Origin of the sequence: Variovorax sp. VaC1 (assembly GCF_043658315.1) — a bacterium.
Taxonomy (GTDB): Bacteria; Pseudomonadota; Gammaproteobacteria; order Burkholderiales; family Burkholderiaceae_C; genus Variovorax.
The window spans coordinates 563,720-580,259 of record NZ_JBIGLT010000002.1; the positions used below are offsets into that span (position 1 = coordinate 563,720).

Sequence of the window (16,540 nt, forward strand, 5' to 3'; positions counted from 1 at the left end):
GCGCCGCTGCTTTTACTGCCAGCCGAAGCGCCGGATGTAGTAGCGCTTCATGAGCGTCGTCAGCACCGCATAGCCCAGCAGGATGGCCACCAGCCACGGGAAGTAGCCCAGCGGCAGCGCCTGCAGCTTGAAGTAGCCGGCCAGCGGCCCCATCGGCAGGAAGATGCCGGCCGCCATGATGAGCAGCGTCATGGCCGTGAGCGGCCACGCCGCGCGGCTTCCGATGAAGGGCAGCTTGGGCGTGCGGATCATGTGCACGATCAGCGTCTGCGTCAGCAGCCCCACCACGAACCAGCCCGACTGGAACAGCGCCTGCTGCCCTTCGCTGTTCGCGCCGAACACATGCCACATGAGCACGAAGGTCGTGATGTCGAACACCGAGCTGATCGGCCCGAAGAAGACCATGAAGCGGCCGATGTCGCCGGGGTTCCAGGTCAGCGGCTTCTTCACCAGTTCCTCGTCGACGTTGTCGAAGGGAATGGCGATCTGCGAGATGTCGTACAGCAGGTTCTGCACCAGCAGCTGCAGCGGCAGCATCGGCAAAAAGGGCAGGAACGCGCTGGCCACCAGCACCGAGAACACGTTGCCGAAGTTGGAGCTGGCCGTCATGCGGATGTACTTCAGCATGTTGCTGAAGGTCTTGCGCCCTTCGATCACGCCGGCTTCCAGCACCATCAGGCTCTTTTCGAGCAGGATGATGTCGGCCGCCTCCTTGGCGATGTCGACCGCGCTGTCGACCGAGATGCCGATGTCGGCCGCGCGCAGCGCCGGCGCGTCGTTGATGCCGTCGCCCATGAAGCCGACCACGTGGCCGTTGTCACGCATGGCGCGCACCAGCCGCTCCTTGTTCAGCGGCGACAGCTTGGCGAAGACGTTGTTGACCTCCACCGCGTGCGCCAGCGCCTTGTCGCTCATGCGGTCGATGTGCTGGCCCAGCAGGATGCCTTCGACCTTCAGGCCGACCTGCTGGCAGACCTTGCCGGTCACCAGTTCGTTGTCGCCGGTCAGCACCTTCACCGTCACGCCGTGCTCGGCCAGGGCCTTGAGCGCGGGCGCGGTCGATTCCTTCGGCGGATCGAGAAAGGCCACGTAGCCGACCAGCGTGAGGTCGGCCTCGTCGGCCACCGAGTACGCGGCCGCGCGCGACGGCGTTTCCTTCATGGCCACGGCCACCACGCGCAGGCCCTCGTGGTTCAGCTCGCGGGTGATCTGGCGCACGCGCTCCAGCATCGCTTCGTCCAGCGGCACGTCGCGGCCGTTGTCGTGCACGCGCGTGCACACGCTGAGCATTTCCTCGACCGCGCCCTTGCAGATCAGCTCGTGGTGGTCTTCGCGCTCCGACACCACCACCGACATGCGCCGGCGCTGGAAGTCGAAGGGAATCTCGTCGACCTTGCCGTAGTCCTGCCCCAGCTTGAGTTCGGACTGCAGCTCCACGTGCTCCAGCACCGCGCGATCGAGCAGGTTCTTCAGGCCCGTCTGGTAGTAGCTGTTGAGGTAGGCGAACTTGAGCACCTCGGTGGACTCGTTGCCGAACACATCGGTGTGGCGCTCCAGGAAGATCTTGTCTTGCGTGAGCGTGCCGGTCTTGTCGGTGCACAGCACGTCCATGGCGCCGAAGTTCTGGATCGCGTCCAGCCGCTTGACGATCACCTTCTTGCGCGACAGCAGCACGGCGCCCTTGGCCAGCGTCGAGGTCACGATCATCGGCAGCATCTCGGGCGTGAGGCCCACGGCCACCGACAGCGCGAAAAGAAAGGCCTCGGTCCAGTCGCCCTTGGTGAAGCCGTTGACCAGCAGCACGATGGGCACCATCACCAGCGCGAAGCGGATCAGCAGCCAGCTCACGCTGTTGACGCCGGCCTGGAACGCGGTGGGCGTGCGGTCGGTGGCGGTGACGCGTGTGGCCAGCGTGCCGAAGTAGGTCCGGTTGCCGGTGGCGATCACCAGCGCAATGGCCGAGCCCGACACCACGTTGGTGCCCATGAACACGATGTTGGCCTGCTCCAGCGGGCTGTGCGCGCCGCTTTGCCGCTCGACGAACTTTTCCACCGGCAGCGATTCGCCGGTCATGGCCGACTGGCTGACGAACAGGTCCTTGGCAGCGAGGATGCGGCAGTCGGCCGGGATCATGTCGCCGGCCGACAGCACGATGTGGTCGCCGGGCACCAGGTCCTTGATGGGCAGCTCGACGCGGCTGGGCGCATGGCGCGCGAGCGGCCGGGCCTCGAAGTAGCGCTCGGCGACTTCGGCCGCCTCGGTGCGCAGGTCGCGCCGGATCACGGTGGCCGTGTTGCTGACCAGTGCCTTGAGGTTTTCGGCCGCGCGGTTGGAGCGGCCTTCCTGCACGAAGCGGATCAGCGTCGACAGCAGCACCATGGTGCCGATGACGACGGTGGCCTTGGTGTCTTCGGTGACGTAGGACACGACGGCGAGCAGCGTCAGCAGCAGGTTGAACGGGTTCTTGTAGCAGTGCCACAGGTGCATCCACCAGGGCAGCGGCTTTTCGTGCGCCACCTCGTTGGTGCCGACGGTTTCCAGCCGGCGCTGGGCCTCGGCGTCGCTCAGGCCGTCTTCGTGGGAGTCGAGCCGCACCAGCAGCGAGGGCACGTCGTCGTCCGCCGCACGGAACAGGTCGCGCGCCAGGCGGTCGGAGATCGGCTGCGAGGCGCCGCGGCCGCCGGCCACGGTTTCCAGCATCTCTCCCCGGCCGAAAAGCCGCGAGGTCCGGCGGCTGTTGAGGAAGGCGACGAACCAGGTCTGAAGAAAATTCATCCGAGCGCTCCAGCAAAGGAATGGTTGGGCCTGTCGGGCAAGGAACTCGCGGGCCGGGGATTGCTGCCTGCATCGACTGCCGCATCATCCCCCCAGAATGTGGCAGGCGGATTGTGCGTTGCCGCGCCGCCCAGGGTTTCCAGGCGCAGCAGCACCACGGGCAGCGCCTGCAGATGCAGGGCCAGGCACTGCACCAGCCGGGTCGCACCGCCGAGTTGCCCCTGGAACTCGCCGCTGAGCGCCCACTTCACGGGCGGCATGCCCAGCGGCTGCTCCTGCGCGCGGCGCCAGTACAGGCGCGCGTCGAAGAAGCTGCAGCGCAGCGCCTCGCGCGCGGCGTCCAGCGCGTCGGCATGGACGATCAGCGTCAGGCGGTGATGGAGCCAGCGGGCTCCGCGTCCGGAATCGAATTCGGCCATGGCGAAATTCCTTTCTCTTGGTCTTCGGGACTCAGAGCGCGGGATGCAGCCCGACGCTCAGTTGAAGCTGCACGGTGGCAGCGGCCAGGTCGGCCCGCGCCTGCAGGTACGCGAGGTACGCGTCGTCGGCCGAACGCTGCGCCGCCAGGAACTCCAGCAGCGAGGCCTGCCCGTTGCGGTACGACAGGCGAATGCCCGCAAGCACCTTGTCGGAGTCCGCGAGCACGGACTCGCGGTAGCGCCGCAGGTTCTCGCGCGCGGCAACAAACTGGGTGTAGCTGGTGCGCACATCGGCATCGGTCTTCAGCTCGGCGGCGCGCAGGCCCAGCATCGCCTGCGTGACGGCCGACTCGGCCTGGATCACCTCGCCCTTCTGCAGGCGCGAGAACGGGAGCGGCATCGACACTTCCACCGCCAGCGTGCGCGAGACCGGCGAGCCGGGTGTCTCCTTGCCCTCGCCGTCGAAGGTGCTGCGGCCCATGGGCGTGCGGCCGGCCGTGAGCTTCACGGTGGGGCCGACATAGCGGTTGGCCTGCACGAGCTCGGCATTCGCGCGTGCGCTGTCGAGGGTCGCGCGGGCGATCAGCACCTCGTCGCGCGCATCGAGCGCCTGGCGGATCAGGGCGTCGACGTCGTCGCCCGGCGCGTACGCTGCAAAGTCGCAGTTCAACCCGAGCGGCCCGAACAGTTCGCCGAAGCGCTGCCCCAGCGGCACCGACAGGTTCAGCAGCGCGGCCTGCGCATCGGCACGCCCCTTGACCACGCCGGCCTGGAACTGGTCGCGCTCGGTGCGCGATTGGAGCAGCTCCAGCCCGCCCGCATCGCCCGCCTTGCGGCGCACTTCGTTGGCACGCACGACGTCGGACAGCGACTTGAGCGACGACTCCTGCCGCACCAGCGCCTCGCGCGTGCGGCAGGCTTCCGCGAAGGCGGTGGCCGAATCGCTGTAGAGCTGGTGCTTGAAGCCTTCGACGTTGGCTTCGGTCAGCTTGACGTTGCTCTTTGCGGCCTTGATGCGCTTGTCGCGCTTGCCGCCGGTCTCGATCTCCCATTCGAGGGCGACCGTGCGGCTGACCGGCGGCTTCAGCGCGACGGTTCGGCTGAACTCCTTCGGGCCGTAGCCGAGGGTGAGCTTCGGGTCGGGCATGACGCCCGCGATCGACACGCCGGCCTCGGCGGCGGTGATCGACTCGCGCTGCGATGCGAGGTCGAGGCTGTGCTTTTCGACGGCGGCGAGGTAGCTCGCGAAATCGACTGCCGTGGTACCGGCGGCCACGGCCGAAGCCGGTGCCGCGCCTTGCGCGCAGGCGATGCCCGTGCACAGCGACAGCAGCGCCATGCCGACGCCGTGCCAATGGATGTTCTTGTTCTTCATGCGTGCTCCAGGAGGCCCGCGTCCGGCGCGGCCGTTTCGGCTTCGGCGCGCCGTCTGGCGGCGACCTCGGCCCGTGTTTCGACAAGGTGGTAGAGCGCCGGCAGAAGCACCAGCGTCAACAGGGTGGCGGTGACGAGGCCGCCCACGACGACGGTGGCCAGCGGCCGCTGCACGTCGCTGCCCAGCCCCATCGCCAGCATCGCGGGCGTGAGGCCGAAGGCGGCCACGGTGGCGGTCACGAGCACGGGGCGGATGCGGCTGCGCGCGCCCTCGATCACGGCCTCGCGCAACGGCAGGCCGTCTTCGCGCCGCAGCCGGTTGATCTGCGAGATCATCAGCACGCCGTTGAGCACGGCCACGCCGAACAGCGCGATGAAGCCGACCGCGCTCGACACGTTCAGCGTCATGCCGCGCAGGTGCAGCGCCGCGAGGCCGCCGAGTATGGCGAGCGGCACCACCAGCAGCACCATCGCCGGCTGGCGCAGGTTGCCGAACTCGGCGAACAGCAGCAGGAACATGATGGCCAGCGTCATCGGCAGGATCACCATGAGCCGGGCCTGCGCGCGTTCGAGGTTCTCGAACTGGCCGCCCCAGGCGACCTGGTAGCGCAGGTGGTCGTAGTGCACGTCGCGCTCGATGGCCGACTGCGCCTCGGCCAGGAAGCTCGACAGGTCGCGGTTGCGCGCATTGAGCTTCACCGTGAGGTGCCGGCGCGACGCTTCGCGCGTGATGGTGGTCTCGCCCGACACGGTGCGAACCTTCGCCACCTGTCCGAGCGGCACCTTCGCGCCGCCGGGTGCCGTGAGCATCAGGCCGGCGATGGCGCCCGGGTCGTTGCGGGTGGCTTCTGGAAAGCGCACCGTCATGCCGTAGTTCTTCTCGCCCACGTAGACCTGCCCGATGGCCGTGCCGCCCATGCCGGTAGAGATCAGGTCGCTCACGTCGGCCACGTTGATGCCGTAGCGCGCGGCGGCCGCGCGGTCGATGTCGATCTTCAGGTTGGGCAGCGGCGGCTCCTGGTCGATGGCCACGTCGACGGCGCCGGGTACTTTTTCGAGCACGCCCACCACATCGCCCGCGATGCGGCGCATCTCGTCCAGGCTGTCGCCGTAGATCTTCACCACCAGGTCGCTGTGCGCGCCCGAGAGTTTGTCCTGCACGCCGTCGATCATGGGTTGCATGAAGCCGACCGAGAAGCCGGGCAGCTGCTTGTAGCGCTCCGCCAGCTTGGCGATCAGCTCCTGCTTGCTCCGGCCCGACTTCCATGTGTCGTACGGATGCAGGCCGACGCTGGCCTCGATGTGCGAGACGGTCCATGGGTCGGTGCCGTCGTCGTTGCGGCCGGTCTGCGTCACGATGTACGAGACCTCCGAAAACTCGCGCGTGGCGCGGCGCAACTCGTTCGCAAGGCCCGTTGCCTTCTCGAGCGTGATGCCCGGCGGCATCGTCACCTGCAGCCAGAGCGAGCCTTCGTCCAGGTAGGGAAGAAAGTCGCGGCCGATGGTGCTGCCCAGGCCGAGCACACCCAGCAGTGCCACTGCGCAGCTCACCACCACCCAGCGCCCCTTGCCCAGCGCACGCGACAGGAAGGCCTCGTAGCGCACCGTCAGCCATTCCATCGGCCGGTTGTGGAAGATGCGGCGCGGCTTGCGGAACGCGAGGTACGCCAGCCCCGGAATGAGCGTGAGCGCCACCAGCAGCGCGCCGACCAGTGCCGAGCCCACCGCGAAGGCCATCGGCGAGAACAGCTTGTATTCGATGCGCTGGAAGGCGAACAGCGGCAGGTAGGCCGCGATGATGACCAGCATGCCGAAGAAGATCGGCCGCGCCACCTGCACCGTGGCGGCGATGGCGTCGGCAGGGGTCAATGGCTTGTCTTGCGCCTGCTCGCGCCGCCGCAGGATGCCTTCGACAAGCACCACCGCGCCGTCGACCAATATGCCGAAGTCGATCGCGCCCAGCGACAGCAGGTTGGCCGGCACGTTCAGGTGCCGCATGAAGATGAAGGCGATCAGCATCGACAGCGGAATGGTCAGCGCCACGATGGCCGCCGCGCGCGGGCTGCCGAGCGACAGCAGCAGCACCAGCGTGACCAGCACGATGCCCTCGATCAGCGTCTTGCCGACCGTGTGCGTGGTGGCGTCGATGAGCGAGGCGCGGTCGAGGTAGGGCACGACCTTCACGTCCTTGGGCAGCAGGTTGTCGTTCAGGTCCTGCACGGCGGCGTGCACGCTCTGGATGACCTGAGAAGCCTGCGCGTCTTTCAGCAGCAGCGTGATGCCGGAGATGGTGTCGGGGTTGTCGTTCTTGCCGAGAATGCCGCGCCGCTCGACGTTGCCGTAGCTGAGCGTGCCCAGGTCCTTCACCAGCACCGGCGTGCCCGACTTGGCCGTGACCACCACGTTGCCCATGTCCTGCAACGAGCCGATGAGCCCCGAGCCGCGCACCACGTAGGCCTGCTCGCCACGGTTCATGAGGCTGCCGCCGGCGCTGCCGTTGTTGGCGTTGATGGCGTCCTTGATCTGCTGCAACGTGACGCCGTACTGCACCAGCTTCGCCGGATCGAGCGCGAGCATGAACTGCGTGGTCAGCCCGCCGAAGTTGGCCACGTCGATCACGCCGCTGACTTTCTTCAGGCGCGGGATGACGGTCCAGAACTGCAGCTCCGACAGCTCGCGCAGGTCGCGCGTCTTCGACTCCAGCGTGTAGCGGTAGATCTCGCCGATGGGCGAGGTGTAGGCGTCGAGCCCCGGCGTGGCGCCGTAGGGCAGCGTCACGCGGGCGATGCGCTCCTGCAGGCGCTGGCGCGACCAGTAGCCGTCCACGCCGTCCTTGAACACCACGACGATCAGCGACAGGCCGAAGGTGCTCTTGGAGCGCAGCACGTGCAGGCCCGGCGTGCTGAGCAGTTCGCGCTCCAGCGGCACGGTGATCTGCTGCTCGACCTCTTCGGCCGCAAGGCCCGGCACCTGGGTGACGACCTGCGAGGTGACGTCGGCGATGTCGGGATAGGCCTCGATGGGCAACTGCTTCCAGCAGGTCCAGCCGTAGAGCGCGACGAAGGCGAACACGATCCACGCGATGCCGCGCCGGCGAAAGCACAGGGTGACGAGGCGCTCAATCATTGAGGAGCACCCCTTCCTTCACGGCGATGCGCTCGCCGGCCTTGAGCCCCGAAAGAATCTCGACGCGGTCGCCGATGACCGGCCCCACCGTCACGTTGCGCGCCTCGTAGGTGAAGGCGCCCTTCTCCACGAAGACCTTGGTGTAGAGGCCGCTCTGCACCAGCGCGGACGCAGGCACGACCACCGCGGGATGCGCCTCGCCCGAGAACACCACCTTGGCGAACATGCCGGGGCGAAAGCGGCCGTGGCGGTTGTCGATGGCCACGCGGACCTTCACCGTGCGCGTGTCGGTGTCGAGCACCTCGCCGATGTACTTGACGGTGCCGTCGAAGGCTTGGTCGGGGTAGGCGTTCAGGTCGATGCGCGCCTTCTGGCCGACGCGCAGCGCGGCGATGTCTTTCTCGGACACGTTGGCGGTGAGGAACACGGTCGACAGATCGGCCACGGTCATGATCGGCGCGTTGATGTCGTTCCAGTAGCCGCCCTGCGCGCCGGTCATCTCGATCACGCGGCCGCTGATGGGCGAGCGCAGCACGTATTCGCGGTGCGAGCCCGCACCCGCCGAAGCACCGAGCTGTGCCAGGCGGTTCTTCGCGACCTGCGCATCGCTGGTGGCGGCGCCGTAGGCGAGTTCGGCCGCTTCGTAATCTTTGCGGGCGGTGATCTCGGCTTCGAACAGCAGCTTCTGGCGCTCGAAGTCGCGGCGCGACTGGCGCAGCGCGGCCTCGGCCTTGGTGGCATCGCCGAAGGCGTTGCTCAGGTCGGCCGAGTCGAGCGTGAAGAGCGCATCGCCGGCCTTGACCGAGTCGCCCAGCGCGCGTTGCAGCTTGACGATGCGGCCCGCCACCGGCGAAGTGACCTTGACGAGTTTTTCGGGTGCGGCCTCGATGCTGCCGGGCGCGCCGATCGGCCGCTCCACCGAGCGCGATTCCGCCGCGGCCACCTGGATCGATGCGCGCAGCGGGGAGTTTTCGGGCACGGCGACGAGTGCGCCGTCGTGCACCACGGCGCGCGCGGCCGGCACCGGCTGCGCCACGGCGGACGACGTGAACATCTTGCCCACGTCGCAGCCGGCCAGCACGATGCTGGCGGCCACTGCGACGAGGGTGGCGATGAAGGTTCTTTTTCTCATGGTTCTTCTCCTGGGGATCGAGAGATCCGGATCTGTTGTTGTGGGATGGACCGCAGTCACAGCCGCGCCCCTCGCAGCGGCAGGCAGAAAGCCAGCAGGCGCGCGAAGAAGCCCATCGACAGACGGGCATCGAACGCGCGGCCGCCGACCTGCGCGCAGCGGCGGCGGGCCGCGCGGGTCAGGTGGCGGAAGACTTCGTTGCGCTGCGGCGCAGGCAAGGTCGAGAGCGCGTCGGCGATGACGCGGCCCGAGCAGGGCGAGAGGGTGGCGGCGAAAGCGGCGGCGCCGTGGCTGTACAGCAGAGCCTGCAAGGCCTGGGGCCGGCGCTGCGCGAGCGCGGCATGCAGCGCGCGGCGCAAGGTCTCACGGCGATGAGCGAGAGCGAACATGGCGGGGACTCCTGCGGCATCGGCGCGCAGGAGTCCTCACGCCTGTGTTCAGGCGAGTCGAGGCCTCCGGGGCAATGCCGGATGCGGGTTCAATGAAGGGGGCGAAGGATGGGCAGGCGCGCGCAAGCGCCAACTAGGGTCTGGGTCCACGGTCTTCTCCTCGGCCCTTTCGGGCTGGTTGATGCAACGAAGCTCCGCTGCATGGACGCACGCGCACAGACCGCCCGGTGGGAGGCCGAAAGATCGCGAACGCGATCGGGCCACCCCGGGCGGAGGATCAATGAATTGGGCGTGAGGAGATGGGCGCGAAGCCTGGGCTCCGAAGGGAGCCGGGGCATCGGCAAGGGCTGCGGTCGGCTCGGCGACCTCAACCCGGAGAGCGGGTGTTCAGGAGGCCGGGCAGGCAACAGCGGCCATCAAGGCACGCTTTGCATCACTGCTACTACAACTGGCACTGTCCACGCGCGGCGCTCCAAAAAACAAGATGCGCGGATTATTGCGATGCAGCAATGCGAGCGTCAACAAAAATTCACACTACGTGCGATTTATCCGACGCCGGTCCTGCTGGCTCGTGACGACCGCTGAAGTGGCGGGCCGCGCAAGACCCAGCGCCCCCTCGAGCATGCGGATGATGGTCTCGCGCGCGAGGTCGAAATCGGCCGGCTCCAGCGCCTTCTTGCCCAGCAGCATGCGCATCTGCCATGCGAAGTCGGCATAGGTCTGCGTCATGGCCCACAGCGTGAACAGCAGGTGCGCCACGGGCAGCGGCGCCACGTCGCCATTCGCCATCCAGCGGTTCAGCACGGCGGCCTCGGCGCGGAAGGCGGGCACGAGCTTGGCCTCGATGTCGTCGGCGCATTGCGGCGCCTGCGAAATGATCTCCTGCGCGAACAGGCGCGAGCCTGAGGGGTGGTCGTAGGAGAACTGCAGCTTCTGCGTGACGTAGCGCTCCAGCGCGGCATGCGGATCGAGGTCGGCATCCGCGAGGCTGTTGAGATTGGAGAGCCATGAATCGAGCACGTCGTTGAAGACGCGGCTGTACAAGGCCTTCTTCGAGGGGAAGTAGTACAGCAGGCTCTGCTTGGAGATGCCCGCATCGGCCGCGATGTCGTCGACCGAAACGCCGCCGTAGCCGTGCAGCGCGAAGCGTTCCTGCGCCACAGCGAGGATGGCGCTCTCGATGTTCTGGCGGCGGGCCTGCCGCTTCACGGCCGGTGGGCGTGCGGTGGTGCTCATGGGTTCTTCATCCGTGCAAGGAAACGCACGAGCCGTTCGTCGCCGCAATGCGCGACGTTGAAGCGATACCACGCGAAGGGCTGCGGCGTGCTGCCGAAATCCGCAGCGGCCGCGAGCGGCAGGCCCTGCTTGCGCGCCTCCTGCAGCACCGCATCGCTGGTGGGTCGCGGCTCGCTGCCGGGCGGCCAGCCGGCGCAGAGAAAGGGACCGCCGTCGGGCACGTACAGCGCCTGCAGGCCCGCGCCGGTGAGCAGCGACAAGGTACGCTCGCCAGCGATCTTCAGCGCCGTGTTGAGCTTCTGCAGGAAGCGCGGATAGCTGGCATCGGCCAGCACCTCGCAGGCCACGCGCTCTTCGAACTCGCTCGGCCCGAGCGTGGTGTGCAGGCAGCGCAGCGCAGGGTCGTCGACCCAGCGCTGCGGCAGCAGCACATGCGCGAGCCGCAGCTTGGCCGACAGCGTGGTCGACACGCCACCGACCTGCGCCACGCGCTGCAGGCCGTCCATCGCCGCGAGGCTGGGTGCCTGCAGCGGCGAGAGTCCGCGCCAGGTGTCGAGTTCGATCACGCGCAGGTCGTGGTGCTCGGCGGCTTGCAGCGCCTGGTGCGCGCCCTGCGGGCTCATGCAGATGCCCAGCGGATTGGAGACGGCCGTCGAGAGCAACAGCAGGCGCTGCCCGCTCGCTGCAGGCAACTGTGCAGCGAGGCCGTCGAGCGTGCCGATGTCCAGGCAGCCGCCGCGCCGTGGCACTTCGAGCATGCGTCGGCCCAGCGTGTGGATCAGGCGACGCAACTGGCGCGGCGCGGGCGATTCGACCAGCACCGCATCGCCGGGCCCGGTCCATGCCTGCAGCAGGCACATCACGGCGCCGAGGCTGCCTGCGGCGGTCATCACCTGCAGCGGGCCCATCGCGGGCAACTCGGCGCGATGGCGCGTGGCGATCAGTTCGCGCAGCCGTGGCAGGCCGAAGCTGGGGCGCGTGCCGCTGTCCCAGTCGGGCGCGGCGCGGGCCACGCGGCGCATGGCTTCGCGAACGAGGTCGTCGCCGCGGTACTCAGCGGGTGGTGGCCTGTCTTCGCCTGTCGTCTGTTCGGCCACGGGCTGCATCGTTGAACCGCTGTCATCGAGCGTCGAACGTGACGGCCGATGCAGCACGTAGTAGCCACTGCCCGGCCGCGAGGCCAGCACGGAGCGTGCGCGCAAGGCGCTGTACGACTCGGTGACCGTGAAGGTGCTGATGCCCAGCTTGCCGGCCAGCGCGCGCACCGAAGGCATCTTGGTGCCGGGTGCGAGGCGCCCGTCGATGACGCGCAACTCGACGCCCACCACCAGCCGTTGCGCCAGCCCGAGGCCGGGGCCGGCGTCGTCCATCTCGCCCATCAGGCCCTGCATCCATCCGGCACCGGCCTGCGCCGGTGAAAGCAGCGCCGGGGCGTTGCGTGAACTCTGCATCGCTGTGTCTCCTTCGAAACCCGTGTGGCCGGTCGAGACAGGGTTTGCCCTTGGGAACTGTGCTGGACAGTGCACCAAACAGCACGGTCCGCCGCGGCAAACACTTTCTCGCATGCCGCTTCAACTGTGTATGGGCGGCACCCCTCGTTTGCTGAATCATCGCGACATTCGACCACTTGGTCAAACTTCATGAGGGCTAGCTCCCTCGTGTCGAAACAGATCCCCACCACGATCCTGGAGCCTGAACGCCCATGAGCAGCACGATGAATCCCGTCGCTCCCACCGCACACCTTGCATCGGATGTGCGCGCGGGCCGCCTCAACCCCGAGCAGTACGCAAAGAACTTCTGCGACGCCCATCCGCCGCTGAACGTGGTGCAGGCCAACATCGAGGCCGAACGTTGCTACTACTGCTTCGATGCGCCCTGCCAGACGGCCTGCCCCACGGGCATCGACATCCCGACCTTCATCCGCCGCATCGCCGACGGCAACCTGCGCGGCGCGGCACGCACCATCCTCGAAGAGAACCCGCTGGGCGGCATGTGCGCCCGCGTGTGCCCGACCGAGGTGCTGTGCGAGCAGGCCTGCGTGCGCAACAGCAACGAGAGCAAGCCGGTCGAGATCGGCCTGCTGCAGCGCCACGCGACCGATGCCTTCTTCGATGCGCCCGGCGCACCGCTTTTCGTGCGCGGGGCCGACACCGGCAAGCGCGTGGCCATCGTCGGCGCCGGTCCGGCCGGCCTGGCCTGCGCGCACCGCCTCGCGGTGCTGGGCCACCAGGTGACGCTGTTCGACGCGCGCCCCAAGCTCGGCGGCCTGAACGAATACGGACTGGCCAGCTACAAGACGGTGAACGACTTCGCGCAACGCGAGATCGAGTGGCTGCTGTCGGTCGGCGGCATCGAGGTGCGCAACAACCAGGCGCTGGGCCGCGATCTGCACCTGGATGCGCTCGCCGCCGAATACGACGCGGTGTTCCTCGGCCTGGGCCTGGCCGGCGTGAACACGCTGGGCCTAGGCGAGCAGACCGGCGTGCGCGACGCGGTGGACTTCATCGCCGAGCTGCGCCAGGCCGCATCGCCGGCCGACGTGGCCATCGGTCGGCACGTGGTGGTGATCGGCGGCGGCATGACCGCCGTGGACGCGGCCGTGCAGTCGCGCAAGCTCGGCGCGGAAGACGTGAGCATCGTCTACCGGCGCGGCACCGAAGGCATGGGCGCATCGCCCGACGAACAGAGCTGGGCCAAGGACAACGGCGTGCGCATCATCCATTGGGCCGCGCCGAAGGCCTTGCGTGCCAAGGGCGGCGTGCTGCGCGGCATCGACTTCGCGCGCACCGCGCTGGTCGACGGCAAGCTGGTCGAGACCGGCGAAGGCCTTGCGCTGCAGGCCGACATGGTGCTGTGCGCCATCGGCCAGAGCTTTGTCGCGACCGCGCTGGAAGACAGCGGCGTGCAACTGCAGGGCGGCCGCATCAGCACCGATGCGGAATGCCGCAGCTCGCGCCCGAAGGTCTGGGCCGGCGGCGACGCGCGCTTCGGCGGGCGCGACCTCACGGTCGAGGCGGTGGAAGACGGCAAGCAGGCCGCGCTGTCCATCGACCGCCACCTGCGCGCCGCGTGACGCGGCTGCACCGACCTTCCCTTTCTCTCATTCCATCCGTGCGCGCCTTGCCGCGACAGGAGCAATTCACATGGCAGACCTGAGCATCGACTTCGTGGGCATCCGCAGCCCCAACCCCTTCTGGCTGGCTTCCGCACCGCCGACCGACAAGGAGATCAACGTGGTCCGCGCCTTCGAAGCCGGCTGGGGCGGCGTGGTCTGGAAGACCGTGGGCGAAGACCCGAACGTGGTCAACGTGCACGGCCCGCGCTATGCCGTGTCGTACGCGGCCGACCGCCGCGTGACGGGCTTCAACAACATCGAGCTGATCTCCGACCGCCCGCTGCGCACCAACCTGGAAGAGATGACGCGCGTCAAGCGCAACTGGCCCGACCGCGCGCTGGTGGCCTCGGTGATGGTGCCGTGCACCGAGGCATCGTGGAAGAACATCCTGCCGATGGTCGAAGACACCGGCTGCGACGGCCTGGAGCTGAACTTCGGCTGCCCGCACGGCATGAGCGAGCGCGGCATGGGCGCAGCCGTGGGCCAGGTGCCCGAGTACATCCAGATGGTGGCCGAGTGGTGCAAGCACTACTCGAAGCTGCCGGTGATCGTGAAGCTCACGCCCAACGTGGCCGACATCCGCCCCGCCGCGCGCGCGGCCAAGAAGGGCGGCGCCGATGCGGTGAGCCTCATCAACACCATCAATTCGATCATGGGCGTGGACCTGGACGCGATGGCGATGTTTCCGCACACCGACGGCAAGGGCTCGCACGGCGGCTACTGCGGCCCCGGCGCCAAGCCGATCGCGCTGCACATGGTGGCCGAGATCGCGCGCGACCCGCAAACCGCGGGCCTGCCGATCTCTGGCATCGGCGGCGTCTCGACCTGGCGCGATGCGGCCGAGTTCATCGCACTGGGCAGCGGCTCGGTGCAGGTGTGCACGGCCGCCATGGTCTACGGCTTCAAGATCGTGCAGGACCTGTGCGATGGCCTCTCGAACTTCATGGACCAGAAGGGCTACGCCAACCTCGAGCAGATGCGCGGCCGCGCGGTCGGCAGCATCACCGACTGGCAGCAGCTCAACCTGAACCACGTCGACAAGGCGGTGATCCACCAGGACCTGTGCATCCAGTGCGGCCGCTGCCACGTGGTGTGCGAAGACACCTCGCACCAGGCCATCAGCGCAACGAAGGACGGCATGCGCTTCTTCGAGGTGAAGGAAGAAGAGTGCGTCGGCTGCAACCTGTGCGTGTCGATCTGCCCGGTGCCCGGCGCGCTGTCGATGCGCACGCTGAAGGCCGGCGAGGTGGACGCGCGCACCGGCCGCCCGGTGGTCGGCCAGTACGCCAACTGGACCACGCACCCGAACAACCCGATGCGCGCCGAAACCCACGCCTGAGCCGATCGGATGAACGAATGAGTGAATGAATGAGTGAAGAAGCCCGGCGCAGACCGGGCGGCGGCAGGAGGGGAACGACAACACAGTCAAGAAAACAGCCCACACGCAGGAGACATCCCACATGACGACCCCATCGCAGAGCGGCGCACCCGCCGCAAACCTCTGGAACGAGGACCTGGCGCCCACCACACTGGCGCAGCGAACGTGGCGCTGGTACCACTTCGCCGCGCTGTGGGTGGGCATGGTGATGTGCATCCCCGCCTACACGTTGTCGGCCAGCCTGATCGAAGGCGGCATGTCGTGGGGGCAGGCGGTGCTGACCGTGTTCCTGGGCAACGCCATCGTGCTGGTGCCGATGCTGCTCATCGGGCACGCGGGCGCGAAGTACGGCATTCCGTACGCGGTGATGGCGCGCGCCTCGTTCGGCACGCGCGGGGCGCGGCTGCCGGCGCTGCTGCGCGCGGTCGTGGCCTGCGGCTGGTACGGCATCCAGACCTGGTTCGGCGGCGAGATGATCTACACGCTGGTCGGCGTTCTCATGGGCCAGCCGTTGGGTGGCGACAAGCTGCCGGTGCTCGGCATCAACGGCGCGCAGCTGGTGTGCTTCCTGATCTTCTGGGCCATCCAGCTTTACTTCGTGGTGCACGGCATCGAATCGATCCGCCGGCTCGAGACCTACACCGCGCCGCTCAAGATCATCGTGTGCATCGCCCTGCTCTACTGGGCCGTGCAGCGCGCGGGCGGCCTCGGCCCGATCTTCGACCAGCCTTCGCAGTTCGAGCCGGGCGGCAAGAAGGCCGGCATGTTCTGGGCGGTGTTCTGGCCCTCGCTCACGGCCATGGTGGGCTTCTGGGCCACGCTGGCGCTGAACATTCCCGACTTCACGCGCTTTTCGCGCTCGCAGCGCGACCAGGTGGTGGGCCAGGTAATCGGCCTGCCCGCACCGATGGGCTTGCTCGCGATGATGGCGGTGATGGTCACCTCGGCCACCGTGGTGATCTACGGCAAGGCGCTGTGGGACCCGGTGGACCTGGCCAGCCGCATGACCGGCGCGGCCGTGCTGATCGCGCTCATCATCCTGTTGATCGACACGGTGAGCGTGAACCTTGCGGCCAACCTGGTCGGCCCGGCGTATGACTTCTCTGCCCTCAACCCCGAGAAGATTTCGTACCGCAAGGGCGGCTACATCACCGCCGGCATCGCCATCGTGATGATGCCGTGGAAGGTGCTCGAGACCACGCAGGGCTACATCTTCACCTGGCTCATCGGCTACTCGGCGCTGCTCGGCCCGGTGGCCGGCATTCTGATTGCCGACTACTACCTCGTGCGCCGCAAGGAGCTGGACGTCGACGCGCTCTACCGCGGCAGCGGCCAGTACAGCTACAGCAACGGCTGGAACATGGCGGCGGTCATCGCCTTCATCGTCGGCGTGCTGCCCAACATTCCGGGCTTTCTGAATGCGGCCTTTCCGTCGGCCGTGCCGTCGATGCCCGACTTCTTCAAGACGATCTACACCTACGCGTGGTTCGTCGGCGTGGTGCTGTCGGCCATCGTGTACCTGGGCCTGATGAAGGCACGGGCGCCGCAATTGCAGGGCCTGTCCGCGCCCCTGAAGAACCCCACCTGAAACACACA

At 68.0% G+C, this 16,540-nt stretch carries 11 protein-coding genes; 3 read left to right on the top strand and 8 right to left on the bottom strand.

Annotated elements, in window-relative coordinates; all coding sequences use genetic code 11:
• Positions 1-12: 12 nt before the first annotated feature.
• The 8 genes from mgtA to ACGLHS_RS09710 form a co-directional block, all read right to left on the bottom strand.
• A complete protein-coding gene (mgtA, locus tag ACGLHS_RS09675; protein WP_093237960.1) occupies positions 13-2,775 on the bottom strand; it encodes a magnesium-translocating P-type ATPase in 2,763 nt (920 codons plus the stop codon).
• Positions 2,772-3,194: a hypothetical protein gene (locus tag ACGLHS_RS09680; RefSeq protein WP_093237958.1), complete on the bottom strand. Its 423-nt coding sequence runs from the start codon at positions 3,192-3,194 to the stop codon at positions 2,772-2,774. Before ACGLHS_RS09680 ends, mgtA begins: the two co-directional genes overlap by 4 nt.
• A 31-nt stretch (positions 3,195-3,225) precedes the next feature.
• A complete protein-coding gene (locus tag ACGLHS_RS09685; RefSeq protein ID WP_394479104.1) occupies positions 3,226-4,569 on the bottom strand; it encodes a TolC family protein in 1,344 nt (447 codons plus the stop codon).
• Positions 4,566-7,694, bottom strand: a complete 3,129-nt coding sequence (locus ACGLHS_RS09690) for an efflux RND transporter permease subunit (RefSeq protein WP_394479106.1) — start codon at positions 7,692-7,694, stop codon at positions 4,566-4,568. The genes ACGLHS_RS09685 and ACGLHS_RS09690 overlap by 4 nt, the downstream gene beginning before the upstream one ends.
• On the bottom strand, positions 7,687-8,826 hold the full coding sequence (locus tag ACGLHS_RS09695; protein WP_394479108.1) for an efflux RND transporter periplasmic adaptor subunit: 1,140 nt from the start codon (positions 8,824-8,826) through the stop codon (positions 7,687-7,689). Before ACGLHS_RS09695 ends, ACGLHS_RS09690 begins: the two co-directional genes overlap by 8 nt.
• 56 nt (positions 8,827-8,882) lie before the next feature.
• Entirely contained in the window at positions 8,883-9,215 is a 333-nt protein-coding gene (locus ACGLHS_RS09700) for a hypothetical protein (RefSeq protein WP_394479110.1), read from the bottom strand.
• A 534-nt stretch (positions 9,216-9,749) separates the two neighbouring features.
• Positions 9,750-10,451 carry a TetR family transcriptional regulator C-terminal domain-containing protein gene (locus tag ACGLHS_RS09705; RefSeq protein ID WP_176801042.1) on the bottom strand — a complete coding sequence of 234 codons (702 nt, stop codon included), beginning with the start codon at positions 10,449-10,451 and terminating at the stop codon, positions 9,750-9,752.
• Entirely contained in the window at positions 10,448-11,902 is a 1,455-nt protein-coding gene (locus tag ACGLHS_RS09710; RefSeq protein ID WP_394479113.1) for a PLP-dependent aminotransferase family protein, read from the bottom strand. Before ACGLHS_RS09710 ends, ACGLHS_RS09705 begins: the two co-directional genes overlap by 4 nt.
• A gap of 263 nt (positions 11,903-12,165) precedes the next feature.
• On the opposite strand from ACGLHS_RS09710, the gene ACGLHS_RS09715 reads away from it, so the two are divergent.
• From ACGLHS_RS09715 to ACGLHS_RS09725, 3 genes are all read left to right on the top strand, one after another.
• The gene (locus tag ACGLHS_RS09715) at positions 12,166-13,524 is read left to right on the top strand and encodes an NAD(P)-dependent oxidoreductase (protein WP_394479115.1); all 1,359 of its coding nucleotides are present in this window, start codon (positions 12,166-12,168) and stop codon (positions 13,522-13,524) included.
• A 70-nt stretch (positions 13,525-13,594) separates the two neighbouring features.
• Positions 13,595-14,905, top strand: a complete 1,311-nt coding sequence (gene preA / locus ACGLHS_RS09720) for an NAD-dependent dihydropyrimidine dehydrogenase subunit PreA (RefSeq protein WP_093237949.1) — start codon at positions 13,595-13,597, stop codon at positions 14,903-14,905.
• A gap of 121 nt (positions 14,906-15,026) precedes the next feature.
• Positions 15,027-16,532 (top strand): NCS1 family nucleobase:cation symporter-1, encoded by a 1,506-nt coding sequence (locus ACGLHS_RS09725; RefSeq protein WP_394479117.1) that lies wholly within the window; start codon positions 15,027-15,029, stop codon positions 16,530-16,532.
• The last annotated feature ends 8 nt before the right edge of the window (positions 16,533-16,540 follow it).